The 24,020-nt window shown below is 59.6% G+C and carries 22 protein-coding genes; 16 read left to right on the top strand and 6 right to left on the bottom strand.

Going from position 1 to position 24,020, the window contains the following annotated elements:
* Positions 1-45 precede the first annotated feature (45 nt).
* The 3 genes from asd to V0R60_RS15660 are packed head-to-tail and all read right to left on the bottom strand — an operon-like array spanning position 46 to position 3,310.
* Entirely contained in the window at positions 46-909 is an 864-nt protein-coding gene (asd, locus tag V0R60_RS15650) for an archaetidylserine decarboxylase (RefSeq protein WP_330080375.1), read from the bottom strand.
* 9 nt (positions 910-918) lie between these two features.
* Entirely contained in the window at positions 919-1,728 is an 810-nt protein-coding gene (locus V0R60_RS15655) for a rhodanese-like domain-containing protein (protein ID WP_136478423.1), read from the bottom strand.
* 46 nt (positions 1,729-1,774) lie between these two features.
* Complete coding sequence (locus tag V0R60_RS15660) at positions 1,775-3,310, bottom strand: HDOD domain-containing protein (RefSeq protein ID WP_136478422.1); 1,536 nt, start codon at positions 3,308-3,310, stop codon at positions 1,775-1,777.
* Positions 3,311-3,440: 130 nt separating this feature from the next.
* On the opposite strand from V0R60_RS15660, the gene motA reads away from it, so the two are divergent.
* Positions 3,441-4,292 carry a flagellar motor stator protein MotA gene (motA, locus tag V0R60_RS15665; RefSeq protein WP_136478421.1) on the top strand — a complete coding sequence of 284 codons (852 nt, stop codon included), beginning with the start codon at positions 3,441-3,443 and terminating at the stop codon, positions 4,290-4,292.
* Between the two features lie 3 nt (positions 4,293-4,295).
* Entirely contained in the window at positions 4,296-5,315 is a 1,020-nt protein-coding gene (gene motB / locus V0R60_RS15670) for a flagellar motor protein MotB (RefSeq protein ID WP_136478420.1), read from the top strand.
* A gap of 66 nt (positions 5,316-5,381) precedes the next feature.
* On the opposite strand, the gene V0R60_RS15675 is transcribed toward motB, so the two are convergent.
* Together V0R60_RS15675 and rsgA are read right to left on the bottom strand one after the other, a co-directional pair.
* Complete coding sequence (locus tag V0R60_RS15675) at positions 5,382-5,864, bottom strand: TIR domain-containing protein (RefSeq protein ID WP_136478419.1); 483 nt, start codon at positions 5,862-5,864, stop codon at positions 5,382-5,384.
* 262 nt (positions 5,865-6,126) lie between these two features.
* Positions 6,127-7,158: a small ribosomal subunit biogenesis GTPase RsgA gene (rsgA, locus tag V0R60_RS15680; protein WP_330080374.1), complete on the bottom strand. Its 1,032-nt coding sequence runs from the start codon at positions 7,156-7,158 to the stop codon at positions 6,127-6,129.
* Positions 7,159-7,249: 91 nt separating this feature from the next.
* Between rsgA and orn the strand changes: the two genes are divergently transcribed.
* Positions 7,250-7,792: an oligoribonuclease gene (gene orn, locus V0R60_RS15685; RefSeq protein ID WP_330080373.1), complete on the top strand. Its 543-nt coding sequence runs from the start codon at positions 7,250-7,252 to the stop codon at positions 7,790-7,792.
* Positions 7,793-7,892: 100 nt separating this feature from the next.
* Positions 7,893-8,504 (top strand): trimeric intracellular cation channel family protein, encoded by a 612-nt coding sequence (locus V0R60_RS15690; RefSeq protein WP_136478416.1) that lies wholly within the window; start codon positions 7,893-7,895, stop codon positions 8,502-8,504.
* A gap of 53 nt (positions 8,505-8,557) precedes the next feature.
* Here the strand turns inward: V0R60_RS15690 and queG are convergent, their stop codons facing one another.
* On the bottom strand, positions 8,558-9,637 hold the full coding sequence (gene queG, locus V0R60_RS15695; RefSeq protein ID WP_330080372.1) for a tRNA epoxyqueuosine(34) reductase QueG: 1,080 nt from the start codon (positions 9,635-9,637) through the stop codon (positions 8,558-8,560).
* A 63-nt stretch (positions 9,638-9,700) separates the two neighbouring features.
* On the opposite strand from queG, the gene V0R60_RS15700 reads away from it, so the two are divergent.
* The 12 genes from V0R60_RS15700 to V0R60_RS15755 all read left to right on the top strand — a co-directional run bounded on the left by V0R60_RS15700 (position 9,701) and on the right by V0R60_RS15755 (position 24,011).
* Positions 9,701-10,561: an NAD(P)H-hydrate dehydratase gene (locus V0R60_RS15700; RefSeq protein WP_330080371.1), complete on the top strand. Its 861-nt coding sequence runs from the start codon at positions 9,701-9,703 to the stop codon at positions 10,559-10,561.
* Positions 10,549-11,019: a tRNA (adenosine(37)-N6)-threonylcarbamoyltransferase complex ATPase subunit type 1 TsaE gene (gene tsaE / locus V0R60_RS15705; protein ID WP_330080370.1), complete on the top strand. Its 471-nt coding sequence runs from the start codon at positions 10,549-10,551 to the stop codon at positions 11,017-11,019. The genes V0R60_RS15700 and tsaE overlap by 13 nt, the downstream gene beginning before the upstream one ends.
* Positions 11,020-11,022: 3 nt before the next feature.
* Entirely contained in the window at positions 11,023-12,447 is a 1,425-nt protein-coding gene (locus V0R60_RS15710) for an N-acetylmuramoyl-L-alanine amidase (protein ID WP_330080369.1), read from the top strand.
* Positions 12,444-14,351 carry a DNA mismatch repair endonuclease MutL gene (gene mutL, locus V0R60_RS15715; protein WP_330080368.1) on the top strand — a complete coding sequence of 636 codons (1,908 nt, stop codon included), beginning with the start codon at positions 12,444-12,446 and terminating at the stop codon, positions 14,349-14,351. Before V0R60_RS15710 ends, mutL begins: the two co-directional genes overlap by 4 nt.
* A gap of 1 nt (position 14,352) precedes the next feature.
* The gene (miaA, locus tag V0R60_RS15720) at positions 14,353-15,324 is read left to right on the top strand and encodes a tRNA (adenosine(37)-N6)-dimethylallyltransferase MiaA (RefSeq protein WP_136478410.1); all 972 of its coding nucleotides are present in this window, start codon (positions 14,353-14,355) and stop codon (positions 15,322-15,324) included.
* A 97-nt stretch (positions 15,325-15,421) separates the two neighbouring features.
* Positions 15,422-15,682: an RNA chaperone Hfq gene (hfq, locus tag V0R60_RS15725; RefSeq protein WP_136478409.1), complete on the top strand. Its 261-nt coding sequence runs from the start codon at positions 15,422-15,424 to the stop codon at positions 15,680-15,682.
* A gap of 12 nt (positions 15,683-15,694) precedes the next feature.
* Positions 15,695-16,996 (top strand): ribosome rescue GTPase HflX, encoded by a 1,302-nt coding sequence (gene hflX / locus V0R60_RS15730; RefSeq protein WP_136478408.1) that lies wholly within the window; start codon positions 15,695-15,697, stop codon positions 16,994-16,996.
* 96 nt (positions 16,997-17,092) lie between these two features.
* Positions 17,093-18,259 carry an FtsH protease activity modulator HflK gene (gene hflK, locus V0R60_RS15735; protein WP_136478407.1) on the top strand — a complete coding sequence of 389 codons (1,167 nt, stop codon included), beginning with the start codon at positions 17,093-17,095 and terminating at the stop codon, positions 18,257-18,259.
* Positions 18,259-19,128 carry a protease modulator HflC gene (hflC, locus tag V0R60_RS15740; protein ID WP_136478406.1) on the top strand — a complete coding sequence of 290 codons (870 nt, stop codon included), beginning with the start codon at positions 18,259-18,261 and terminating at the stop codon, positions 19,126-19,128. Before hflK ends, hflC begins: the two co-directional genes overlap by 1 nt.
* Positions 19,129-19,403: 275 nt before the next feature.
* Entirely contained in the window at positions 19,404-20,591 is a 1,188-nt protein-coding gene (locus tag V0R60_RS15745) for an ATP phosphoribosyltransferase regulatory subunit (protein ID WP_330080367.1), read from the top strand.
* Positions 20,592-20,645: 54 nt separating this feature from the next.
* Complete coding sequence (locus V0R60_RS15750) at positions 20,646-21,938, top strand: adenylosuccinate synthase (RefSeq protein WP_136478404.1); 1,293 nt, start codon at positions 20,646-20,648, stop codon at positions 21,936-21,938.
* A gap of 138 nt (positions 21,939-22,076) precedes the next feature.
* Entirely contained in the window at positions 22,077-24,011 is a 1,935-nt protein-coding gene (locus V0R60_RS15755; protein ID WP_330080366.1) for a methyl-accepting chemotaxis protein, read from the top strand.
* Positions 24,012-24,020 lie beyond the last annotated feature (9 nt).

Consider the following 24,020-nt stretch of genomic DNA (forward strand, 5'->3'; position numbering starts at 1 on the left):
GTTCGCACAATGAAAAAGCCCGCATCGCTGCGGGCTTTTTCAGTTTCAGGCCCCGGCAGGTAGTGCCAGGCGTTGACCCATGCTCACACTGGAGCCTGCGCCGAGTTCTTCAGCCCATTTGACCTGCTCTGGGCCAAACAGGACCACAGCAGTCGAACCCAGCTTGAAGCGGCCCAGCTCCGCGCCTTTTTCCAGATGAATCGGAGCGCGGCTGGCTTCGTCGTACCGGAAGGTCTTGAGTTCACGCTTGGGTGGCGTCACCAGGCCGGCCCAGACGGTTTCAATCGAGGCCACGATCATCGCTCCGACCAGCACGACAGCCATGGGGCCGCGTTCGGTATCGAACAGGCACACGACGCGTTCGTTGCGGGCAAACAGCTCCGGAACGTTTTCAGCAGTGGTCTGGTTGACCGAGAACAGGCGACCCGGCACATAGATCATTTCGCGCAGGGTACCAGCCAGCGGCATATGCACACGGTGATAGTCCTTTGGCGACAGGTAGATAGTGGCGAACTCACCGCCCATGAACGGTGCCGCGTTGGCTGGATCACCGCCGAGCAGCTCGAGCGCGCTGAAACTGTGGCCTTTGGCCTGGAAGATGCGACCGTGCTCGATAGGCCCGAGCTGGCTGACTGCGCCGTCGGCAGGGCAGAGGATTGCCCCCGGGGTTTCATCGAGCGGACGGGCGCCAGGTTTCAACGCTCGGGTGAAGAAGGCGTTGAAGTGCTCGTAGGCGCTGAGGTCTTCGACCAGGGCCTGGGACATATCGACCTGGTAGCGTTTGGCGAACCAGCTGGTGAAGGCGTTCTTGAACCAGCGCACGCGGCATTCGGCAATGCAGCCAGCCAGGCGCGACAGCAGGTGATGGGGCAACAGGTACTGACTGATGATGAACAAGCGGGATTTCATTAGGTTTCCTTAAACTTCTACAGGGGTGTCGGGGTGGTTGCCCCATTCGCCCCAGGATCCGGCATAGGCTTTGACCCGAGGGTAGCCCAGATGCTTGGCTACCAGGTAGGTAAAGCCGGAGCGGTGATGAGTCTGGCAGTGGGTGACCACTTCCTTGTCTTTACTGATACCCAGTTGCTCGAGGATTTCGGGCATGTCCTTGCGGATGCGCAAGGCATCGTTCATGTCCATGCCGGCAGTCCACTCGAAGTTGACTGCGCCGGGAATGTGTCCGCCTTTGGCTGCCAACACTTTCTCGCCACGGTATTCGGCGGCGCTGCGTGCATCCCAGATCGCCAGGTCGGCAGCACCGATGCGGCTTTGCAGGTATTCACGGGTGGCCGTGGGCTCTTCGTGCAGCGTCAGGCTGACGGTAGCGCCAGCATGGCTCGGTACTTCAGTGCTCAGGGTGCTCGCCGGCCACGCTTGAGCGCCGCCGTTGAGGTAGTGGTAACGCTTGTGGCCGATGACATCGAGCAGCCAGATAAAGCGTCCAGCCCAGCCACCGCCTTCGTCGTCATATACCACATAGATCGCATTGTCGTTGTGGCCGAGTTCGGCGAACAGCTTTTCCAGATCGGCTTTGGCTGGCAGCAGGCCCGGTGCAGGGGGCTGGCCCAGTTGGGTACGCTTTGGGTCGACAAAGCGAGCGCCCGGAATATGCCCGCTGTTATAGCGGTTGATGCTGGTCAGATCTACCAGGATCAACTCTGGTACATCAAGCCGGGCTTGCAGGTCAGCCGGCTCGATTACCAGGGGCAAGCCAGAAAAGTCAGTCATCCAGAGTCTCCAGGGCGGATCAGAGGGGGCGATTGTAGCGCATGGGTCAGGCGCTGCGGTTGCTGAAGGCAGTCAGGGCTCGCTCGATACATTGCGCGGTTTTGCCAAAGGCTTGCACGCTGACATCGGCCATCGGTTTTCCACCCTGGTCGGCAATCAGCACCATTACTACCCGGCCATTGCTCGACAGCGAGCGCAGCAACACGTGTTCGCTGCGGAAACACGTACGCAGGTGTGGCGGTAACAGGGCGGAAAATTGAACACTATTCTCCGGCGTCAGGCGTAACTGAGCTGATGAGCTCATGAGGCGCTGAAGCAACTTGCTCTGTTCGATCGACACAACCAGGCTGGTGGCTTCTGCCGGAATTCCAGCTGTTTGATGGACGCGTAACTGGGTAGCGGTCTTGTCGGTCATCAACAGCATCACCCGTTGCATGCCACAGGCTACCAAGGCATCACGGGCCACGGTGGTCAGGTGTATGGCATTGCTGAACGGGCTAGGCTCGCTCAATAACTCGGCGCAGAGTTTGCGCCAAGTGCCCAAGGCCTGGGTCGAAGGTGGCGGCGGAGCGATCTGGCCGGGGTGCAGGCGGCGCTGATTCCAGGGCCAGAGCAAGGCCTCGGCCGGGTGGAACAGGTCATGACAGGCATGGTGACGGGCACTGGTGGCTGCCTGTTGGTGCACCAGTTGTTGTACCTCGTCCAGTGATGTTTGCAAATACAGACTGGTGAGCAGTTGCCAGCGTCGGACATGAGGGTTGGTCCAACCCACTTGTGCAGCCAACGCCAAGCCATTGGCCAGCAGTACAGTGTTGGCAGGCTGGTTGAACCAACGTCGCAAGTTCGGCCGTTCGTCCAGGCGTCGCTGCTGGCGCAGGCTGTTTTGGTCGCGGGCAATGTGCAGGGCCTGCGCCAGCAAGCGGCGCTCCTCCTGCAGCAGTTGATAGCCGCGGGTGACCCAGTCTGGAAGTCGCCAGTGTTCGGCCAGCGCCTTGCACAGGCTCAACACGCGCACCCCAAACAACTCCATTTCGACCTGTTGTGCCGATTCACCCTTGTGCACGACGCGCAGCTCCCAGTCTTCGAGAAGCTTGGGGAAGGTCAGTGCCAATGGCCATAAGGGCGAAAGAAACAACAGGCTGCCCCAGTGAATTTCCTGCCAGAGTCGGGCCAGGCGGCTGGCAAACAGGCCGTTGGCCTGCTGGCTGGCGTGCTGGCTGACCATCTGTAACTGACGCAAGGTCGGTGCGATCTCGCACTCAGCAAGGACTGGCAGGCGCTCGAGCAGCTCTGCTGTGCGCGCCAGGCCCAGGCGATTCAAGGCGATTTCCAAGCTCTCGGCAGGCTCGCCGATGCTTGTGTTGGTGTGATGATTGGCCTCGCGCATGACCCCAAGCACCAAGGCTGGGCTGTCCTGCATCAATTCGGCGATATCGCGCAGAGAGCGACGGCTATCGGCAATTGCGGCGTTGACCCGCTCATAGCTGGTGATGGGAATGGGCAATCGAACGCTATCTAGTAGCTTGACCCAGGCAGCGAGTGTTTTCGGTGTTTGATCTGGCACGTTGGTTTCAATAGGCATGCTGGAAGGGGCCGAACTGGCTTTTCGCCTTGACTGACTATAGTCTGGCGCAGATCTGCCGATAAGTAGAAGAAGAGTTTTTTTAACTTCCGTTCACGACCCCGACCACGACAGTAAGTGCTTTCAATCTATGGCTAAAATTATCGGCATCATCGTCGTATTCGCGAGTGTGCTCGGCGGATATGTTCTGTCTCACGGCAAAATTGCGGCACTGATTCAGCCTTTCGAGGTCTTGATCATCGGTGGCGCAGCCTTTGGTGCGTTCTTGCAGGCGAACCCCGGTTACATGACCATGCATGTAATCAAAAAGTCGCTGAAAATGTTCGGCACACGCTTTACCCACACGTTTTATGTCGAGGTGCTCGGGTTGGTCTACGAGATCCTCAACAAAAGCCGCCGCGAAGGCATGATGGCGATCGAGGCCGATATCGAAGACGCCGCCTCCAGCCCGATCTTTGCCAAATACCCGGCGGTGCTGGGCGATGAACGCATGACTGCCTTCATCTGTGACTATCTGCGCATCATGTCCACCGGCAACATGGCTCCCCATGAGCTCGAAGGCCTGTTCGACATGGAGCTGTTGAGCATGAAGGAAGAGCTCGAGCACCCGTCCCATGCCGTGACCGGTATCGCCGATGGCATGCCAGGCTTCGGTATCGTGGCTGCAGTATTGGGTATCGTGGTGACCATGGCCTCGTTGGGCGATGGCGACCAGCAGGCCATCGGCCTGCACGTGGGTGCGGCGTTGGTAGGTACCTTCTTCGGTATTCTCGCGGCCTACGGTTTCTTCGGCCCGCTGGCCACCGCGCTGCGCCAGGACGCCCGCGAAGAACTCAACGTCTATGAAGCGATCAAGGCTTCGCTGGTGGCTTCGGCTTCCGGCATGCCGCCGTCTCTGGCAGTGGAATTCGGGCGCAAGGTGCTGTTCCCGGCCCACCGTCCAAGTTTCGCCGAGCTGGAACAAGCGGTTCGCGGACGCTAAGTCATGGAGAATAATCAGCCCATTATCGTCAAGCGCGTAAAGCGCTTTGGCGACGGCCACCACGGTGGTGCCTGGAAGATCGCCTTCGCCGACTTTGCTACGGCGATGATGGCGCTCTTCCTGGTGCTTTGGTTGATGTCCACTGCCACACCGGAACAGAAAATCGCCATTGCCGGGTACTTCAAGGACCCCATCGGTTTTTCGGAAAGCGGTACGCCCTACATTATTGACCTGGGCGGTTCGCCCGAGCTTGCCCCGGAAAAGACCATCAACCCTGAAGTCAAATCCGAACCGACGCCGGACACCAGCATTCAACTGGATCAGGACAAGGTCGAAAGTATGGCCGAGCAGGTTGAGCGTGAGCGCCTCGAACTGCTTTTGCAGGAGTTGCAGAACAAGGTCGACGAGAACCCGGAACTGCAGAAGTTCAAGGACCAGATTCTGTTCGAGATTACCCAGGATGGCCTGCGTATCCAGATCATGGACGCTGAAAACAGACCAATGTTCGACCTCGGTAGTGCCCGCTTGCAGCCGTATTTCGAAGACATCCTTCTGGCGATGGCCGATACCATCAAGGCTGTACCGAACAAGATCAGTATCAGTGGCCATACCGACGCCAAGCCGTACGCTGGCACCGGAGACTTCGGCAACTGGGAGCTGTCGGCCAACCGTGCCAACGCAGCGCGTCGTGCTCTGGTTGCGGGTGGCTACCCGGATACCCAGGTTGCCCGCGTGGTTGGTTATGCTTCGTCTTCGTTGTTTGATCGGGCCAATCCGCTCAATCCGGTCAATCGGCGTATCGATATTATCGTGCTGACCAAAAAGGCCCAGCGCACCATCGAGGGCGAGCAGCCGCAGCCCGGTGCACCAGAAGGGGCCGCGCCAGGTGCCGACGCCCCGGCACCCAATCCGGCCTCGCCAGCCCCCGCGCCTGTTGACGAGCCCATGCAGCCACGTGAACTGCGTCAGAAGCTGAACATCTTCGAGGATGGCGTATTGAAGATGGACGAGAGCAAGGAGTAATCCCAGCCTTTGCCTGCAACGCCCGTCAACAGCAATGTTCACGGGCGTTGTGCTTTCTGGCGAAAGTCAAAAGCCACGGCGGATCTTGGCCTTGAGGTCAGCGTGGAAGAAGCCGGCATTCAGTCGATTGGTGGCGTCGGCGTGAGCACCTTCACTACAAATAGAGCGGCGGAATGTCTGTTCGTCGTGGTAGGCGAGCACGAACAGATCGATGTGTTCGCGCAGGCTCATGATGGGCCACTTCTCCAGAAATCCAGGCAGCGCGCAGTGTGCGCATTGGTACAGGGCGATGCGACGATTGCCGAGGGTGGCGGCGCCTAATTGGAAGGGTACCCACCAACAGTCGATGGTTTCCGGGGAGAGGACGCTGATCAGGTGAGTACAGCCACTGATGTTGCTGCAGACCTGACCGCTGACGTCATCGGCAGTCATACCGGTTTCGCCGTCGTAGAGGTCCAGTTGGGTGGCAATGCCTTCAAGCTTCAGGCGTTCATTGATAATGAAGGCATCAAGGCGCTCCTGGTGGCGATAGCTGATAACCACAGGCATCAGTTCTGTCCTCCTGGTACACAGGGGGTGAAGGTGTTGCTGGTCAAGGTTGGATTTATCATTGTCGTTTCCTCTCAAGCTCAAAGCATGGAGTTGGGTCACCCGGTGAAAGCGAACCTGAAAGCCGACAATCAATGAAAGAGTTTGTCGCGGCAAGGTATGACCAGCGATAAAGAATGGCCCTACATTGTTTGGTAAATTTTCCTGCAGGTGAGTCCTACATGGAATGCGGTGAGGCTCCTTGCGAGCCTCACCGGTTCACTCAATAGCTATCTTGCGGCAAGCTGGCGATGATCGAGCGGTAGCTGTTCATCCGCTGCTGCTGCACGCGGCCATCTTCCAGGGCTTTGAGCAACGCGCAGCCCGGTTCGCGATCATGTTTGCAGTCGCGAAAACGGCAGGTGCCGAGCAGGTCGTTGAACTCGATGAAGCCGGCTTCGACATCGGCGCGGCTTACGTGCCCCAGACCAAACTCGCGAATACCCGGGGAGTCGATCAGCTCGCCACCTCCCGGGAAGTGGTATAGCCGCGCGGTGGTGGTGGTGTGCGTGCCTTGCCCGGACCACTCTGACAGGTCGCCAACCCGGGTTTGCACGTCAGGCAGCAAGCTGTTGACCAGCGAAGACTTACCAACCCCGGACTGCCCCACGAAGACGCTGATATGACCATCCAGGCGAGCCTGCAATTGCTGCATTCCGTCGCCATGATGGGCCGACACTTCCAGGAGCGGGTAGCCCAGTTGCCGGTACACCGCCAACAAGGCGTTAAGCGCTGGAGCGTTCTGCGCGTCGATCAGGTCGGCCTTGTTCAGCAACAGCAGGGGGTGAATGCCAGCATGCTCGGCGGCGACCAGATAGCGGTCGATCAAATTGGCGTGCGGCTCCGGCGCAGGGGCGAAGACAATCACGATCAGGTCGACGTTGGCTGCCACAGGCTTGAGCTGGCCACGGCTGTCAGGGCGGCACAGCTCGGTGTTGCGTGGCATTTGCGCAACGATTACGCCGATGCCTTGGTTTCCGGCCCGCCAGACAACCCGATCACCAGTAACCAGTGCTGGCAGGTTGGCGCGCAAGTGGCAGCGAAACACCTGGCCTGCACCTTCGCCGTCTTGTGCTTCGACCTCGACCTGCACGCCAAAGTGAGCAATCACCAGACCGAGCTGTTCCGGGCCCAGGTCGCCGCCTTCGAGCTCCTGCAGGGTCAGTTGTTCGCGTTTGGCGGCGCGGGCAGCGCGTTCACCCTGGATTTTTTCGATCCGCCAGTTCTGGCGGCGATTGAGCTGGCGTTTGGCCATGAAGGTTCCGTGTTCGGCAAGCATTATTAAACGGCGTGGAGTTTAGCACGCTCCACTAGGCTAAACTGCGCACCTACCGAGGAGCAGAATCATGCAGAACCCACAGAACCTGATCTGGATCGACCTGGAAATGACCGGTCTGGATCCAGACCACGATGTCATTATTGAAATGGCCACCATCGTAACTGACAGCGACCTCAACACGTTGGCCGAAGGTCCGGTGATTGCCATTCACCACAGTGACGAGGTGCTGGCGCGCATGGACGAGTGGAACACTCGTACTCACGGCGGCTCCGGTCTGACTCAGCGAGTCAAGGACAGCAAGGTCAGCATGGCCGAGGCCGAGGCTCAAACCATCGCCTTCCTTGAGCAGTGGGTGCCAAAAGGCAAGTCGCCGATCTGCGGCAACAGCATCTGTCAGGATCGCCGCTTCCTCTACCGTCACATGCGTGGCCTGGAGAATTACTTCCATTACCGCAATCTCGACGTGTCCACGCTCAAGGAGCTGGCTGCACGCTGGGCCCCTGAAGTGCGCGACAGCTTCAAGAAAGGGGGTACCCACCTGGCGCTGGACGACATTCGTGAATCGATCAACGAACTTCGTCACTACCGCGAGCATTTCATCAAGTTCTGATCGCGTTGCCGCACGGTTGTACAGACAATCCGTGCGGCGCCCCCTGTTGGTGCCTGAAGCAACTGGTTAGACTGCGCGCCCCATTGCACGGATCTGCGCCATGTTGTTGATGCTCTACCTCATTGCAATCACCGCTGAAGCGATGACCGGCGCGCTGTCGGCCGGGCGCCGCGGGATGGACTGGTTTGGTGTGGTGCTGATCGCCTGCGTTACCGCGCTGGGTGGTGGCTCGGTGCGCGATGTGCTGCTGGGGCATTACCCGCTGACCTGGGTCAAGCATCCGGAATACCTGGTGCTGACCAGCTTCGCTGCACTGATGACTATCTTCATCGCGCCGCTGATGCGCCATTTGCGTTCTTTGTTTTTGGTGCTCGATGCCTTGGGCCTGGTCGCCTTCACCCTGATTGGTTGCATGACGGCACTGGAGATGGGGCAGGGCATGCTGGTGGCATCGATCAGCGGCGTGATCACCGGTGTGTTCGGCGGGATCCTTCGAGATATTTTCTGTAACGATATCCCGCTGATCTTCCGGCGCGAACTGTATGCGAGTGTTTCGTTCGCCGCGGCCTGGTTTTACCTGGGGTGCGTGCATTTCAACATGCCAGGGGAGCAAGCCATCCTGCTGACCTTGTTCGGCGGTCTGTTGCTGCGCCTGTTGGCGATCCGCTTTCACTGGGAAATGCCCAAGTTCCACTACAACGATGAGCACTGAAAGTCATAAGCTTCAAGCTTCAAGCTTCAAGCTTCAAGCTTCAAGCTACAGCTTCAGGTGTTGGCGGCGGCTTTTTTAGTGTGTTGATCCAAGGCCCACTCGACGTGTTCGCGTACCAGTTCCGAAGGGTAGTGCTGGCGTGCCTTCAGCGCTTCCAGCACTTGGATGGTCGACGGGGCGTTACCAAGGCCTACGGCCAGGTTGCGTAGCCAACGCTCATATCCGGCGCGGCGCAGTGGCGAGCCTTCGGTACTGTCGAGGAAGGTTTTCTCGTCCCACATGAACAGTTCGGCCAGGTCGGCGCTGTCGAGGTTATGCCGGGGCTTGAAGTCGGTTTCGCCGGTGGGGCGGGCAAAGCGGTTCCATGGGCAGACAATCTGGCAGTCGTCGCAACCGAACACGCGGTTGCCTATCAGCGCGCGTAGCTCTTCGGGGATGGCGTTTTTCAGCTCGATGGTCAGGTACGAGATACAGCGTCTGGCGTCGAGTACGTAGGGGCCGACAAAGGCATTGGTGGGGCAGATGTCCAGGCACGCAGTGCAGCGCCCGCAGTGTTCGCTGGCTTGCGGGGGATCTACCGGCAGCGGCAGATCGACAAACAGTTCGCTTAGAAAGAAGTAGCTACCCGCCTTGCGGTTGAGCAGCAGGGTATTCTTGCCGATCCAGCCCAGGCCCGCTTGCTCGGCGATGGCTTTCTCCAGCACGGGAGCGCTGTCGACGAAGGCACGAAAGCCGAACGGGCCGATTTCTTTCTGGATACGCTCGGCCAGGTGCTGGACACGCTTGCGGATCAGCTTGTGGTAGTCGCGACCCAGGGCATAGCGAGAGATGTAGGCTTTTTCTGGATTGGCCAGTTGCTGGGCCATGCGTGTGTCACCGGGCAGATAGTCCATGCGCAGTGACACCACGCGCAGGGTGCCGGGGACCAACTGGTCGGGGTGCGAGCGCTTGCTGCCGTGAGCACCCATGTAGTCCATTTCACCGTGATAGCCCGCTTGCAGCCAGCGTTCCAGGTGTTGTTCATGCTCAGCCAGATCCACCCCGGCGATGCCAACATGGGCAAAGCCGAGTTCTTTGCCCCAATCCTTGATTGATTGGGCCAACGCTGGAAGATCGGGGATGACAGAAGACATGGGAAATAAGGCAAGGCAGACTCAGGTGCGTATAATTCTGCCAGACATCGGAGCCTTTGACCCATGCCTCAGACCAAACATCCTGCAAACCAGCCTTTTATCCTCACCAGTGTTGTTCTTGCACCACTGGCACCACGTCAGCTTGCGGCGCAAAAAGGTGACTTCGGCCATGTGCTGGTCGTTGGTGGTGATCGCGGTACGGGAGGGGCAGTGCTGCTCAGTGCCGAGGCTGCATTGCGCTGTGGTGCCGGACTGGTTTCCCTGGCGACGCGCAGCGAACAGGTGCCGGCAGCGCTGGCGCGGCTCCCCGAAGTGATGTGCATAGGGGTGCATTCGGCCAATCAGTTGATGGGAATAATTGAGCGCGCTTCGGTGTTGGTGGTCGGGCCTGGGCTCGGTCAGGCAGCCTGGGGGCGTAGTTTACTATCGGTGGTGAACAATGCCGGCAGCCCACAGGTGTGGGATGCCGATGCCTTGAACTTGCTTGCCAGAGCGCCACTGGCGTTGGCGTCGGGCTCGATCATCACTCCGCATCCCGGAGAAGCGGCGCGTCTCCTGGGGATTTCCACCGAGGCCGTGCAGGCAGATCGCCCAGGTGCGGCGCGCAAACTGGCGCGCAAATATGCGGTCGTATGTGTGCTCAAGGGCGCAGGCACCCTGGTAGCCGACCCTGCAGGTCAGCTTGCCCTGTGTGAACGCGGGCATCCGGCGATGGCCGGAGCGGGGCTGGGCGATGTGCTAAGCGGTGTACTTGGTGCGCTTTTGGCTCAGGGCATGTCCAGTTGGGAGGCCGCTTGTCTGGGTGTCTGGCTGCATGCCTGTGCCGGCGAGCGATTGGGTGCGCAAGGCCGTGGGCTGGCGGCCAGTGATCTGGTTCCGGCAATTCGTCATTTATTGGAGGAGCATTCAGCGTGTCAGGTGTAACCCTGTTTTTGGCCGACGAAGAGGCAATGGTCCGATTCGGTGGGCGTATTGCCGAGGTGACCAAAGGTCACGGCGTAATTTTTCTTGAAGGGGACCTGGGCGCGGGTAAAACCACCCTGTCGCGAGGCATCATTCGTGGCCTGGGGCATCAGGGCGCAGTTAAAAGCCCTACCTTCACCGTGGTTGAACCCTATGAAATTGGCGACGTCCGCGCTTTTCACTTCGACCTCTATCGTCTTGTCGATCCCGAAGAGCTGGAGTTCCTCGGGATTCGCGATTATTTCGAAGATGATGCTTTGTGCCTGTTTGAATGGCCCCAAAAAGGGGCAGGTGTTTTGCCAAAGCCCGACCTGACCATTACCATAAGCCCCCAAGCGAACGGTCGTTCGCTTGACCTGTCGCCACAGGGGGCACGTGGCAAAGCCTGGTGTGCCGCTCTGGCCTTGGAATTCAAATAGAAAATGGGGATAGGTATGCGCATTCGCGCACTGGTTGCAGTCGTAGGGTTGCTGCTTACGGCGGTAACCGTTGAGGCTCTGGCCGCCACGCAAGTCAAAAGTATGCGTCTATGGCGTGCGCCGGATAACACACGGCTGGTATTCGACCTTTCGGGGCCCGTTCAGCACAGTGTATTTACTCTGACCGCCCCCGATCGACTGGTCATCGACATTAATGGCGCGACGCTGGCCGCGCCGTTGACGGCATCGACCGCCAACACCCCGATCACCAGTGTGCGCTCCGCCCAACGCACACCTACTGACCTGCGTGTAGTCATCGATCTGCGCAAGTCGGTCACCCCCAAGAGCTTTACCCTGGCGCCCAATGCCCAATATGGCAATCGTTTGGTAGTGGACCTATACGACCAGGCTGCCGATGCCGTTTCGCCGTCGCCAACGCCTCCGGTTGCCACCACTCCGGCAGTGCCGGTGACGCCTGCGCAGCCGGCAATAAAACTGACCCCAGTGCCTAGTGGCAAACGTGACATCGTTATTGCCATCGATGCTGGCCATGGCGGTGAAGATCCGGGGGCTTCAGGCTCCAGAGGCCAGCATGAAAAAGATATCGTGCTGTCGATTGCCAAAGAGTTGCAGCGCCAGATCAACCGCGAGAAAGGTTTCCATGCCGAGCTGACGCGTACTGGCGATTACTTCATTCCACTGCGCAAACGTACCGAGATTGCGCGCAAAAAGGGCGCTGACCTGTTTATCTCGATTCACGCCGACGCCGCACCGTCCAAGGCCGCCTTCGGTGCTTCGGTATTTGCCCTGTCCGATCGCGGCGCCACTTCTGAAACTGCGCGTTGGCTGGCGGACAGTGAAAACCGTTCCGACCTGATTGGTGGTGCTGGTAACGTCAGCCTCGATGACAAGGACCGTATGCTTGCAGGCGTGCTGCTCGATCTGTCGATGACAGCATCGCTAAGCTCGAGCCTCAACGTTGGCCAGAAAGTGCTGGGCAACATGGGGCGGATAACCCCGCTGCACAAGCGTCGGGTAGAGCAAGCGGGCTTTATGGTGCTCAAGTCGCCTGATATCCCGTCGATCCTGGTGGAAACCGGCTTCATCTCCAACGCCAACGAGGCGGCAAAGCTGGCCACTGCGAGCCATCAGCAATCGCTGGCACGTTCGATTCACAGCGGTGTTCGGCAGTTCTTCCAGCAGAATCCGCCGCCAGGCACTTACATAGCCTTCCTGCGTGACAGCGGCAAGATCGCCCAAGGGCCACGTGAACATAGCGTGCGCCCAGGTGAGACCTTGGCGATGATCGCGGTTCGATATCAGGTCAATGTCGCTAGCCTGCGCTCGGCCAACAACCTCAAGACTGATGAGCTGAAGGTAGGCCAAAGTCTGAATATTCCGACTACTGCCCTGGCGTCCCAGCAATGACCGAGAGTGCACGGATCGAGCTGCTCAGCCCACGGCTGGCCAACCAGATCGCCGCCGGTGAGGTTGTCGAGCGGCCGGCATCGGTGATCAAGGAGTTACTGGAAAACAGCCTGGACTCCGGTGCCCGGCGCATCGACGTGGAAGTCGAGCAGGGCGGGGTCAAACTGTTGCGGGTACGTGACGACGGGCGCGGCATTGCAGCCGAGGACCTGCCGCTGGCGTTGGCGCGTCATGCCACCAGCAAGATCCGCGATCTGGAAGACCTGGAGCGGGTCATGAGCCTGGGCTTTCGTGGTGAAGCCCTGGCCTCGATCAGTTCGGTCGCACGCCTGACTCTGACCTCGCGCACCCGAGACGCTGACCAGGCCTGGCAAGTGGAAACCGAAGGCCGCGACATGGCCCCGCGGGTGCAGCCAGCTGCACACCCGGTGGGTACTTCTGTAGAAGTGCGTGACCTGTTCTTCAATACCCCGGCTCGACGCAAGTTCCTGAAAACCGAGAAGACCGAGTTCGATCATCTGCAGGAAGTGATCCGGCGTCTGGCGCTGGCGCGTTTCGACGTGGCTTTCCACCTGCGTCATAACGGCAAATCCATTCTCAGCCTGCATGAAGCCCTCGACGATACCGCCCGTGCCCGGCGTGTGGCGGCGATCTGCGGCCCGGGCTTTCTCGAACAGGTCTTGCCGATCGAAATCGAGCGTAACGGTTTGCACTTGTGGGGTTGGGTCGGATTGCCGACCTTCTCGCGCAGTCAGGCCGACTTGCAATATTTCTTCGTCAACGGCCGGGCCGTGCGCGATAAACTGGTTGCGCACGCGGTACGCCAGGCCTATCGCGATGTTTTGTTCAATGGCCGTCACCCGACTTTCGTGCTGTTCCTGGAAGTCGACCCCACCGGTGTCGACGTCAACGTCCACCCGACCAAGCATGAAGTGCGCTTCCGTGATGGGCGCATGGTCCATGACTTCCTTTATGGCACCCTGCACCGCGCTCTGGCCGACGTGCGGCCGGAAGATCAATTGGCCGCACCTGCAGCGACCACCGAGATTGTTCGTCCCAGTGGCGTTCAGGCGGGCGAGTTCGGCCCCCAGGGTGAGATGCGCCTTGCCGCGAATCTGCTCGAGCAACCAGCGTCCGAGCCGGGTATGCGTAACCTTGGCGCCGGCAATGGCAGTGGCGCTGGTGGCGGTTACCAATACCAGTACACACCGCGTCCGGGCCAGGCTGTGCCGGCTGCCGAGGCGCAGAGTGTCTATCGTGAGTTCTTCTCGCCGCTGAACGACGCGGCGCCGGCCGCGCTGCCGGAAAGCCAGGGTGATGTGCCGCCGCTGGGCTATGCCCTGGCGCAGCTCAAGGGTATTTATATTCTTGCCGAGAACGCCGTGGGCCTGGTGCTGGTAGACATGCACGCCGCCCATGAGCGCATCATGTATGAGCGTCTCAAGGTGGCCATGGCCAGCGAAGGGCTGAGTGGCCAGCCGCTGTTGGTGCCGGAGTCCCTGGCGCTGAGCCAGCGTGAGGCCGATTGCGCAGAAGAGCACGCCGAGTGGTTCCGGCGCCTGGGCTTCGAGTTGCAGCGCCTGGGCCCGGAAACCCTTGCCATCCGCCAGATTCCAGCCCTGCTCAAGCAGGCTGAGGCCAACCGTCTGGTCCAGGATGTTCTGGCCGATCTGATGGAGTACGGTACCAGCGACCGTATCCAGGCGCACCTGAACGAATTGCTTGGGACAATGGCCTGCCACGGCGCCATTCGCGCCAACCGGCGCTTGGCCGTGGCAGAAATGAACGGACTGCTGCGCGATATGGAAAATACCGAGCGCAGCGGCCAGTGCAACCATGGCCGACCGACCTGGACCCAAATGGGCCTGGACGATCTGGACAAACTGTTCCTGCGCGGTCGATAAAATGAGTAGCAAACCTCCCGCGATATTCCTCATGGGCCCGACCGCGGCGGGCAAGACCGACCTGGCCATCGAACTTACCAAAGTGCTGCCCTGCGAGCTGATCAGCGTCGACTCGGCACTGGTTTATCGAGGCATGGATATTGGTACTGCCAAACCTTCCCGGGAAGTGTTGGCGGCGCACCCCCATCGACTGATCGACATTCTTGATCCGGCTGAAAGCTATTCGGCTGCCGATTTTCGCCGTGACGCGCTGGAGGCCATGGCCGACATCACTGCGCGCGGCAAAATACCGCTGTTGGTCGGCGGCACCATGCTCTACTACAAAGCCTTGCTGGAAGGGTTGGCTGATATGCCCGCCGCCGACCAGCAGGTCCGCGCTGAACTTGAAGAAGAGGCCGTGCGCCTTGGATTGCAAGGGCTGCATCAGCAGTTGGCGGCGGTTGATCCGGAATCGGCGGCGCGAATTCACCCCAACGATCCCCAGCGCCTGATTCGGGCGCTCGAGGTTTATCGGGTCAGCGGCATGACAATGACACAACATCGTCAACGTCAATCCGCGGAAAGTAGCGCCGCAGGCCCTTCGGCGGCGGGTCATTTGCCCTATACTGTCGCCAGCCTGGCTATTGCGCCTGCCGATCGTCACGTGTTGCACGAGCGGATTGCGCTACGATTTGGGCAAATGCTGGAACAGGGCTTCGTTGACGAGGTCCGATTGCTGCGAGCCAGAAGTGACTTGCATGCGGGACTACCGTCTATACGGGCGGTTGGTTATCGCCAGGTCTGGGATCATCTTGATGGCAAGTTAACATCAGTTGAAATGCAGGAGCGCGGCGTAATTGCTACTCGCCAATTGGCGAAGCGGCAGTTCACCTGGTTGCGTAGTTGGGCTGACCTGCATTGGTTGGACAGCCTGGCTTGCGACAATCTGCCTCGTACCTTGAAATACCTGGGGTCGGTCTCCATATTGAGCTGAGTCCTTGCAATTGCCGTCTATCCTTGGGGGTGGGGCGGCTTGAGCCATCAGTTTTTCTTTGATTTTTTTACTATTGATCCTTACAGGAGTGCGGCATATGTCAAAAGGGCATTCGCTACAAGACCCTTACTTGAATACTTTGAGAAAAGAAAAAGTTGGGGTTTCGATCTATTTGGTTAACGGCATCAAGCTGCAAGGCACAATTGAATCCTTCGACCAATTCGTGATCCTGCTGAAAAACACCGTCAGCCAGATGGTTTACAAACACGCTATCTCGACAGTAGTTCCTGTGCGTCCGATTCGTCTGCCAAGCGCAACCGAATCCGAGCATGGCGACTCTGAGCCAGGTAACGCCTGATAGGAGTCTGCTTTGTTCTTTGAGCGCCACGGTGGTGGTGAACGAGCGGTCCTCGTTCACTTGGAAGGTCAGAACCCTGAGGCGCGCGAAGACCCGCAGGAGTTTCGGGAACTGGCGTTGTCGGCTGGGGCCGATATAGTCGCGTTCGCCAATGTGGCGCGACATCAGCCCACCGCCAAATACCTGATTGGCAGCGGCAAGGTCGACGAGTTGCGCGACCTGGTCAAAGCCGAGCAGGTAGATTTGGTGATTTTCAATCACACCCTCACTCCCAGTCAGGAACGTAACCTCGAACGCGCTTTCGAGTGTCGCGTGCTTGATCGCACCAGTCTGATTCTCGACATCTTTGCCCAGCGGGCGCGTACCCATGAAGGTAAGCTCCAGGTCGAATTGGCCCAGCTTGAACACATGAGCACGCGGCTGGTTCGCGGCTGGACGCACCTTGAGCGGCAAAAAGGTGGTATCGGTCTGCGTGGTCCAGGCGAAACCCAGCTGGAAACCGACCGTCGTCTGTTGCGGGTGCGCCTGCGTCAGATCAAAGGGCGTCTAGAGAAGGTGCGCAGCCAGCGCGAGCAGGCTCGCCGGGGACGCAAGCGGGCGGATATCCCGTCAGTCTCGCTGGTTGGTTATACCAACGCCGGCAAATCGACCCTGTTCAACGCCCTGACTCAATCCGAGGTCTATGCCGCCGACCAGTTGTTCGCCACCCTCGACCCCACGTTGCGTCGCCTTGAGCTCGATGACGTAGGTCCGATCGTGCTGGCCGATACAGTGGGCTTTATCAGGCACCTGCCGCACAAGCTGGTCGAGGCTTTTCGGGCTACGCTCGAAGAGTCGAGCAACTCTGATCTGCTGCTGCACGTGATTGACGCTCATGAACCTGATCGCATGGAACAGATCGAGCAGGTCATGGCGGTTCTGGGGGAGATTGGTGCAGAAGGCTTGCCGATCCTCGAGGTCTATAACAAACTCGACCTGCTTGAGGGCGTCGAGCCGCAGATTCAGCGCGATGCCGATGGCAAGCCGCAGCGAGTCTGGGTTTCTGCGCAGGATGGACGCGGCCTGGAACTGGTGGGGCAGGCAGTCGCCGAGTTGCTGGGGGATGACCTGTTTATCGGAACCTTGCGCCTGGAACAGCGTTTTGCGCGGTTGCGCGCGAAGTTCTTTGAGTTGGGTGCGGTGCAGGGCGAAGAGCATGACGATGAAGGCAGCAGTCTTCTGGCCGTAAGGGTGTCTCGGGTCGAGTTCAATCGCCTGATCAGCCGTGAAGGCCTGGAGCCGGCAGACTTTATTGAGCAACACACTTTGCAATAAAAGCCCGGCGACGCGGCCGGGCAGCCGTGACAGGCATTCTGTAGCATTGGACGGCGCGCCGTGGGTGCGTCTTTGCTTTATCAGATGGAGAGCGCTATGGCTTGGAATGAGCCGGGTGGCAACTCGAACAATCAGGATCCTTGGGGCGGGCGCCGCGGTGGCGGCGGCGACAAAAAAGGACCGCCGGATCTCGACGAGGCCTTCCGCAAACTGCAGGACAGCCTCAATGGGATGTTCGGCAGTGGCAAGAAACGCGGTGGAGACAGCGGCATCGGCAAGGGCGGTGGCTTCGGCCTGCTCGGCATCGGGCTGGCTGTGCTGGCGGCTATCTGGCTGTACAGCGCCGTGTATGTGGTCGACGAACAGGAGCAAGCAGTCGTGCTGCGCTTCGGCAAATACTACGAAACCGTAGGGCCGGGCCTGAACATCTACTTCCCGCCGATCGATCGCAAGTACATGGAAAACGTCACGCGTGAGCGTGCCTATACCAAGCAGGGGCAGATGCTCACTGAAGACGAGAACATCGTCGAAGTGCCGCTGACCGTGCAGTACAAGATCACCAACCTGCAGGATTTCGTGCTGAACGTCGATCAGCCTGAAGTCAGCCTGCAGCACGCGACCGACAGTGCCCTGCGCCATGTGGTGGGTTCCACCGCAATGGACAAGGTGCTGACCGAAGGTCGTGAGCAAATGGCTGTAGACATCAAGGAGCGTCTGCAACGTTTCCTCGATACCTACCGCACCGGTATCACTGTCACCCAGGTGAACGTGCAGAGCGCGGCAGCCCCGCGTGAAGTGCAGGAAGCCTTCGACGACGTGATTCGTGCCCGTGAAGACGAGCAGCGTGCCCGCAACCAGGCTGAATCCTATGCCAACGGCGTTGTGCCGGAAGCGCGTGGTCAGGCCCAGCGGATCATCGAAGACGCCAACGGTTATCGTGACGAAGTCGTTTCGCGTGCCAAGGGTGAGGCCGATCGCTTTACCAAACTGGTCGCCGAGTACCGCAAGGCTCCTGAGGTAACCCGTCAGCGCCTGTACCTGGACACCATGCAGGAAGTCTACAGCAACACCAGCAAGGTCCTGGTTTCCGGCAAGGATGGCCAGAGCAATCTGCTCTACCTGCCGTTGGACAAGATGGTTGAAGGCAGCCGTACCAGCAGTGCTCCAGTCAGCGTCCCGGCTTCGGTAAACGACGCGGCCAATCGCGCGGCGGCGGAGCTGCAACAGCAGCAAACACAGTTGCGTTCTAGGGAGAGTCGCTGATGAGCAATAAATCGCTGATCGCCCTGATCGTTGGCGTGGTGCTGGCAATCGTGGCCTGGAACAGCTTCTACATCGTGTCCCAGACCGAGCGTGCGGTACTGCTGCAATTTGGTCGAGTGGTTCAGGCAGATGTCCAGCCGGGCCTGCATGTGAAGGTGCCTTACGTCAACCAGGTGCGCAAGTTCGACGCCCGCCTGATGACGCTGGATGCCCCAACCCAGCGCTTCCTGACCCTGGAAAAGAAAGCGGTGATGGTTGATGCCTACGCCAAGTGGCGAGTCAAGGATGCCGAGCGTTTCTACACGGCAACTTCGGGCCTCAAGCAGATCGCCGATGAGCGTCTGTCGCGCCGTCTGGAAAGCGGCCTGCGTGACCAGTTTGGTAAGCGCACCCTGCACGAAGTGGTTTCCGGTGAGCGTGACGCATTGATGGCTGACATCACTGCATCGCTGAACCGCATGGCCAGCAAGGAGCTGGGCATTGAAGTGGTCGACGTTCGCGTCAAGGCCATCGACCTGCCTAAAGAAGTGAACCGCAGTGTGTTCGAACGTATGAGCACCGAGCGTGAGCGTGAAGCCCGCGAGCACCGCGCCAAGGGTAACGAGTTGGCCGAAGGTATTCGTGCCGACGCTGACCGTCAGCGCCGTGTACTGCTGGCTGAAGCCTATCGGGAATCGGAAGAAGCCCGTGGTGATGGTGATGCTCAGGCGGCGGCGATCTACGCCAAGGCTTATGGTCAGGACCAGGACTTCTACGCTTTCTACCGTAGTCTCAAGGCGTACCGCGAAAGCTTTGCCAACAAAAGCGATGTACTGGTGCTCGATCCGAGCAACGAGTTCTTCCGCTTCATGGACAAAGCCAAGCCGTAAGTTTTCACCCCGCCGGGCGGCTAAAACGCCTGGCGGGGTGTTCCTGTGAGAAAACGGGTGTATGATGCGGCAGCCGGGAAATTCCCGGCTTTTTTGCGTCTGCAAGATCGAACGGCCGCAAGGCATCTCCGATCTACAGCGCAACCCAAGGTATTTGAGGGTGTCGACACGGCGGTTGCGCTGGAATCAGTGCTGCGCGTCATTGTTTGGCGACACCTGCTTCACTCAAGGCTAGCCCGCGGGCAGGCCGCCCGGACCAAAGGGGAAATGGCGTAATGGCAACGGTAGACCGCTGGCTGCTGCCAGATGGCATCGAAGAAGTACTGCCACCTGAGGCGACGCGTATTGAAATCGCGCGTCGCCAGGTGTTGGATCTGTTCCAGAGCTGGGGTTACGAGTTCGTCGTGACCCCGCATATCGAGTACCTGGAATCGCTGCTCACCGGTGCCGGCCAGGACCTGGATCTGCGGACATTCAAGGTTATCGACCCGCAGTCGGGTCGGCAGATGGGCTTTCGTGCCGACATCACACCACAGGTGGCGCGTATCGATGCGCACACCTTGCGTCGTGAAGGACCGAGCCGTCTGTGCTATGCCGGCAGCGTGCTGCATGCCCAACCAAGGGCGCTGTCCAACTCGCGTAGCCCGATCCAGCTCGGTGCCGAGCTGTATGGTGATGCAAGCCCGGTCAGCGACGTTGAAGTCATCAGCCTGATGTTGGCCATGCTGCAACTGGCCGACGTTGCTGATGTGCACATGGACCTCGGTCACGTGGGTATCTATCGCGGCTTGGCGCGCGCCGCCGGTTTGTCCGGTGCGGTAGAGCAGCAGTTGTTCGATGCCCTGCAGCGCAAGGCTGTCGATGAAGTTGTCACGCTTACCGCCAACCTGCCTGCGGACCTCGCCAACATGCTGCGCTCGCTTACCGAGTTATGTGGTGGTCGCGAAGTGCTTACCGAGGCGCGTGTACGCCTTGGGCGCGCACCTGCAGCGGTTCTGGCTGCACTCGATGACTTGTTGGCCATCGCCGAGCGCCTGGCTGCGCGTTATCCAGATTTGCCGCTGTATTTCGACCTGGGTGAGTTGCGTGGCTACCACTACCACACAGGTGTGGTGTTTGCCGCTTTTGTCCCGGGTGTCGGTCAGTCGATCGCCCAGGGCGGTCGTTACGACGACATCGGAGCAGACTTTGGCCGGGCTCGCCCTGCCACCGGTTTCTCCACGGATTTGAAGACCCTGGTCACACTGGGGCGGGCCGAGGTTGTGTTGCCTTCTGGCGGGATCTGGATGCCCGACAGCAGCGATGCAGCACTCTGGCAGTTGGTCTGCCAATTGCGCAGTGAAGGTCAGCGGGTGGTTCAGGCCTTGCCTGGGCAGCCTTTGACTGCCGCCGTCGAGGCGGATTGCGATCGGCAATTGATTCAGCAAAACGGGCTTTGGCAGGTACTGCCGTTAGCCATTTGAGATTCCCCGCCGGCACGAGCCGGCGCCAAGTTTGCGCGAATGAGGACAAGTGTTATGGGTAAGAATGTCGTAGTCCTGGGCACCCAGTGGGGTGATGAGGGCAAAGGCAAGATCGTTGATCTGCTGACCGAACATGCTGCCGCCGTAGTGCGCTACCAAGGTGGCCACAACGCTGGCCACACGCTGGTGATCGACGGTGAAAAAACCGTCCTCCACCTGATTCCGTCCGGCGTGCTGCGCGAAGGCGTGCAATGCCTGATCGGCAACGGCGTGGTGGTTGCACCAGACGCATTGCTGCGTGAGATCAACAAGCTGGAAGAGAAAGGCGTACCGGTGCGCGAGCGCCTGCGTATCAGCCCATCCTGCCCGCTGATCCTGTCTTACCACGTAGCGCTGGACCAGGCGCGTGAAAAAGCCCGTGGCGAGCAGAAGATCGGTACCACCGGTCGTGGTATCGGCCCAGCCTACGAAGACAAGGTAGCGCGTCGCGGCCTGCGTATCGGTGATCTGTTCCATCGTGAGCGTTTCGCTGCCAAGCTCGGCGAGCTGCTGGACTATCACAACTTTGTGCTGGTCAACTACTACAAAGAGCCAGCCATCGACTTCCAGAAAACGCTGGACGAGTGCATGGAGTACGCTGAGCTGCTCAAGCCGTTGATGCTCGACGTCACTGCTGAGCTGCACAACCTGCGTCGCGCCGAAAAGGACATCATGTTCGAAGGTGCCCAGGGTTCGCTGCTGGATATCGACCACGGTACCTACCCGTTCGTCACCAGCTCCAACACCACTGCCGGCGGTATCGCTACCGGTTCGGGTGTTGGCCCGATGTACATCGACTACATCCTCGGTATCACCAAGGCTTACACCACCCGTGTTGGCTCGGGTCCGTTCCCGACCGAACTGTTCGATGACGTCGGTGCGTTCCTGGCCAAGCGTGGTCATGAGTTCGGTGCAACCACTGGCCGTGCCCGTCGTTGCGGCTGGTTCGACGCCGTTATCCTGCGTCGTGCCATCGACGTCAACAGTATCTCGGGCCTGTGCCTGACCAAGCTGGACGTACTCGATGGCCTCGAAACCATCCGTATCTGCGTTGGTTACAAGAACGAGAACGGTGCCGTTATCGATGCGCCAACCGACGCTGACAGCTACATCGGCCTGGAGCCTGTGTACGAAGAAATGCCGGGCTGGAGCGAGTCGACCCTGGGTGCCAAAACCCTGGAAGAGCTGCCGGCTAACGCCCGTGCCTACATCAAGCGCGTGGAAGAGTTGGTCGGTGCGCCGATCGATATCATCTCCACTGGCCCGGATCGCAACGAGACCATCGTGCTGCGTCATCCGTTTGCCTGATAAACGTCTGGTGTAAAAACAAAGGCCCCTTTTTAGGGGCCTTTGTCGTTTCTGTCCGCTGTTCGGCACAACCTTTGCTGTAAGAATCGCTTCAGGGTTGCCATCATTTTAATGGCCCCAGTAGTAGAGGGTTCTTACGTGTCTGCCGTTCTCTCACTGTTACGAAGTCGCCTGTTGCGGCCTGTCTTTGTTGCCCTCGGTATCGCTCTTTTGGTGCAGGTGCTGGTTGCGGTCGCGCTGACCCGGAGCACAGTCACTGCGCTGGAGGCGGATCTGGGCAAACGATTGGGTGTCGATAGCCAGAAATTGTCTGCCGAGCTTGAGCAGGCGGGGCAGGAGGTCAGCTCCGGGCTCGATAGCCTCTCCGCGAGCACGCGTCAGCGACTGACTGCGGGTTTGTCGACGCGCCTGCAGGGTGAGCAGGCGCAGTTACGGGCGACCTTGGAGAAAAACCTCAAGGACTCCGCCAACGACATGGCCGAGCTACTGGCCTCGGTTGCGCCAAGGGCAATGTGGGATAACGACTTGCCCACCTTGTCCGAGTTTTCCCGGCGCGCTCAGCGCAATCCCAATGTGTTGTTCGTGGTCTATGACGATGTTCAGGGTCAGCACCTGACTCGCTATTTGAACCGGCAGAACCCGATCAACCAGGCATTATTGGAAAAGGGTCAGGGTGAACGAGCGCTGGACAAGGTCCTGGATGCTGCGCGCAATGATCCGTCGGTGTATTTCGTCGAGGCGTCGATCAATCCCAATGGCGTGGAGATCGGCAAGGTATTGATGGGGGTTTCCACCGCAGCAGTGGACGCCGAGCTGGTTGCCCTCGATAAGCGCTTCTCAGCGCTGATTGCCAGCGGTGACCAGTTGGTGGGCGATAGCCTGGTAGGTGCTGCCGCGGACAGTAATAAAGCCTTGCGCGCACGCCTGGAAGCTGCCCAGGCAAGTGCCGCAGCCATGCAGGCCAATACCTCGCAAAGCGTCCAGGACGCGGCGGCAACCTTGCGCTGGAATATCGGTCTGGGCCTGGCCCTGGTTGGGCTTGGTGTGCTGCTGGTGGTGGCGGTGGTGTTGGGGCGGCGGGTGGTCAACAAGCTGCGCCTGCTTATCGCAGCCTTGAACGACTTGGCCGCCGGGGAGGGCGACTTGACCAAGCGCGTGAGCATCGACAGTCGCGACGAGATTGGCGACATGGCGGCTGCAGTCAACCAGTTCGTCGACAAGCTGCAGCCGATCGTGCGGGAGGCAGGTGAGGTGGCTCAGCGCACAGGCGTTGAAATAGGTGTCATGGCCCAGCGCAATGCCGGTGCCGATGCTGCTGCCGAGCTACAGCGTGATGCCGTGGCGGCTAGCTTGCGCGATCTGTCGACCATGGCTGATGAAGCCCAGGCAGAAAGCCACGCCATGCAGTCTGCCTTGCAACAAGTGGTGGATATTCGCCAGGCCACGGATGAAAACAGCCGTACCTCGACGCAGGTTGCCAAGCTGATCGAAGCGTTGGCGGGGCAGGTGCAAACCGGTTCAGAAGTCATTGAGCGATTGGCTCAACAAAGTGAACAGATTGAAGTGGTGCTCACAGTCATTCACGGCATTGCCGAGCAGACCAACTTGTTGGCGCTCAACGCTGCTATCGAGGCGGCACGGGCGGGAGAAACGGGTCGTGGTTTTGCCGTGGTCGCCGATGAGGTCAGGGCGCTGGCGAGCAAAACACAGAGCTCGACGGGTGACATTCAGGCTCACATCGGTGCACTGCAGCAAGGTGCCAAGGAAGCAGTTGCGGCGATCAGCCAGGCGGGACGCCAGGCCAGCGAGGGCTTGCTGGTGTTGCGTGACAGCGCGCGCCTGCAGCAATCGGTTCAGGTCTCGGTCGAGCAGGTGCATGCAGCAATTGGCCTGGCCACCCGAGCGGCTGAACAGCAGGCACACGGTGCTCAGGCGGTACGTGGGCGGGTGCAGACCATTCATGCCCAGGCCGAGCGGGCAGCAGAGGTAGTGATGCAAACCACTGCCAGCAGCAAAGTGCTCGATGACCTGGCGGCTCAGCTCAAAGCCAGCCTGGGCCAGTTCCGGGCCTGAAACGATCGC

The sequence above is a fragment of the Pseudomonas auratipiscis genome (genome assembly GCF_036324085.1).
Taxonomy (GTDB): Bacteria; Pseudomonadota; Gammaproteobacteria; order Pseudomonadales; family Pseudomonadaceae; genus Aquipseudomonas; species Aquipseudomonas auratipiscis.

Bases quoted from the DNA above. Each gene is read 5' to 3' on its own strand.
- asd (WP_330080375.1), bottom strand. From the start codon at position 909: ATGAAATCCCGCTTGTTCATCATCAGTCAGTACCTGTTGCCCCATCAC.
- V0R60_RS15655 (WP_136478423.1), bottom strand. From the start codon at position 1,728: ATGACTGACTTTTCTGGCTTGCCCCTGGTAATCGAGCCGGCTGACCTG.
- V0R60_RS15660 (WP_136478422.1), bottom strand. From the start codon at position 3,310: ATGCCTATTGAAACCAACGTGCCAGATCAAACACCGAAAACACTCGCT.
- motA (WP_136478421.1), top strand. From the start codon at position 3,441: ATGGCTAAAATTATCGGCATCATCGTCGTATTCGCGAGTGTGCTCGGC.
- motB (WP_136478420.1), top strand. From the start codon at position 4,296: ATGGAGAATAATCAGCCCATTATCGTCAAGCGCGTAAAGCGCTTTGGC.
- V0R60_RS15675 (WP_136478419.1), bottom strand. From the start codon at position 5,864: ATGCCTGTGGTTATCAGCTATCGCCACCAGGAGCGCCTTGATGCCTTC.
- rsgA (WP_330080374.1), bottom strand. From the start codon at position 7,158: ATGGCCAAACGCCAGCTCAATCGCCGCCAGAACTGGCGGATCGAAAAA.
- orn (WP_330080373.1), top strand. From the start codon at position 7,250: ATGCAGAACCCACAGAACCTGATCTGGATCGACCTGGAAATGACCGGT.
- V0R60_RS15690 (WP_136478416.1), top strand. From the start codon at position 7,893: ATGTTGTTGATGCTCTACCTCATTGCAATCACCGCTGAAGCGATGACC.
- queG (WP_330080372.1), bottom strand. From the start codon at position 9,637: ATGTCTTCTGTCATCCCCGATCTTCCAGCGTTGGCCCAATCAATCAAG.
- V0R60_RS15700 (WP_330080371.1), top strand. From the start codon at position 9,701: ATGCCTCAGACCAAACATCCTGCAAACCAGCCTTTTATCCTCACCAGT.
- V0R60_RS15710 (WP_330080369.1), top strand. From the start codon at position 11,023: ATGGGGATAGGTATGCGCATTCGCGCACTGGTTGCAGTCGTAGGGTTG.
- mutL (WP_330080368.1), top strand. From the start codon at position 12,444: ATGACCGAGAGTGCACGGATCGAGCTGCTCAGCCCACGGCTGGCCAAC.
- miaA (WP_136478410.1), top strand. From the start codon at position 14,353: ATGAGTAGCAAACCTCCCGCGATATTCCTCATGGGCCCGACCGCGGCG.
- hfq (WP_136478409.1), top strand. From the start codon at position 15,422: ATGTCAAAAGGGCATTCGCTACAAGACCCTTACTTGAATACTTTGAGA.
- hflK (WP_136478407.1), top strand. From the start codon at position 17,093: ATGGCTTGGAATGAGCCGGGTGGCAACTCGAACAATCAGGATCCTTGG.
- hflC (WP_136478406.1), top strand. From the start codon at position 18,259: ATGAGCAATAAATCGCTGATCGCCCTGATCGTTGGCGTGGTGCTGGCA.
- V0R60_RS15745 (WP_330080367.1), top strand. From the start codon at position 19,404: ATGGCAACGGTAGACCGCTGGCTGCTGCCAGATGGCATCGAAGAAGTA.
- V0R60_RS15750 (WP_136478404.1), top strand. From the start codon at position 20,646: ATGGGTAAGAATGTCGTAGTCCTGGGCACCCAGTGGGGTGATGAGGGC.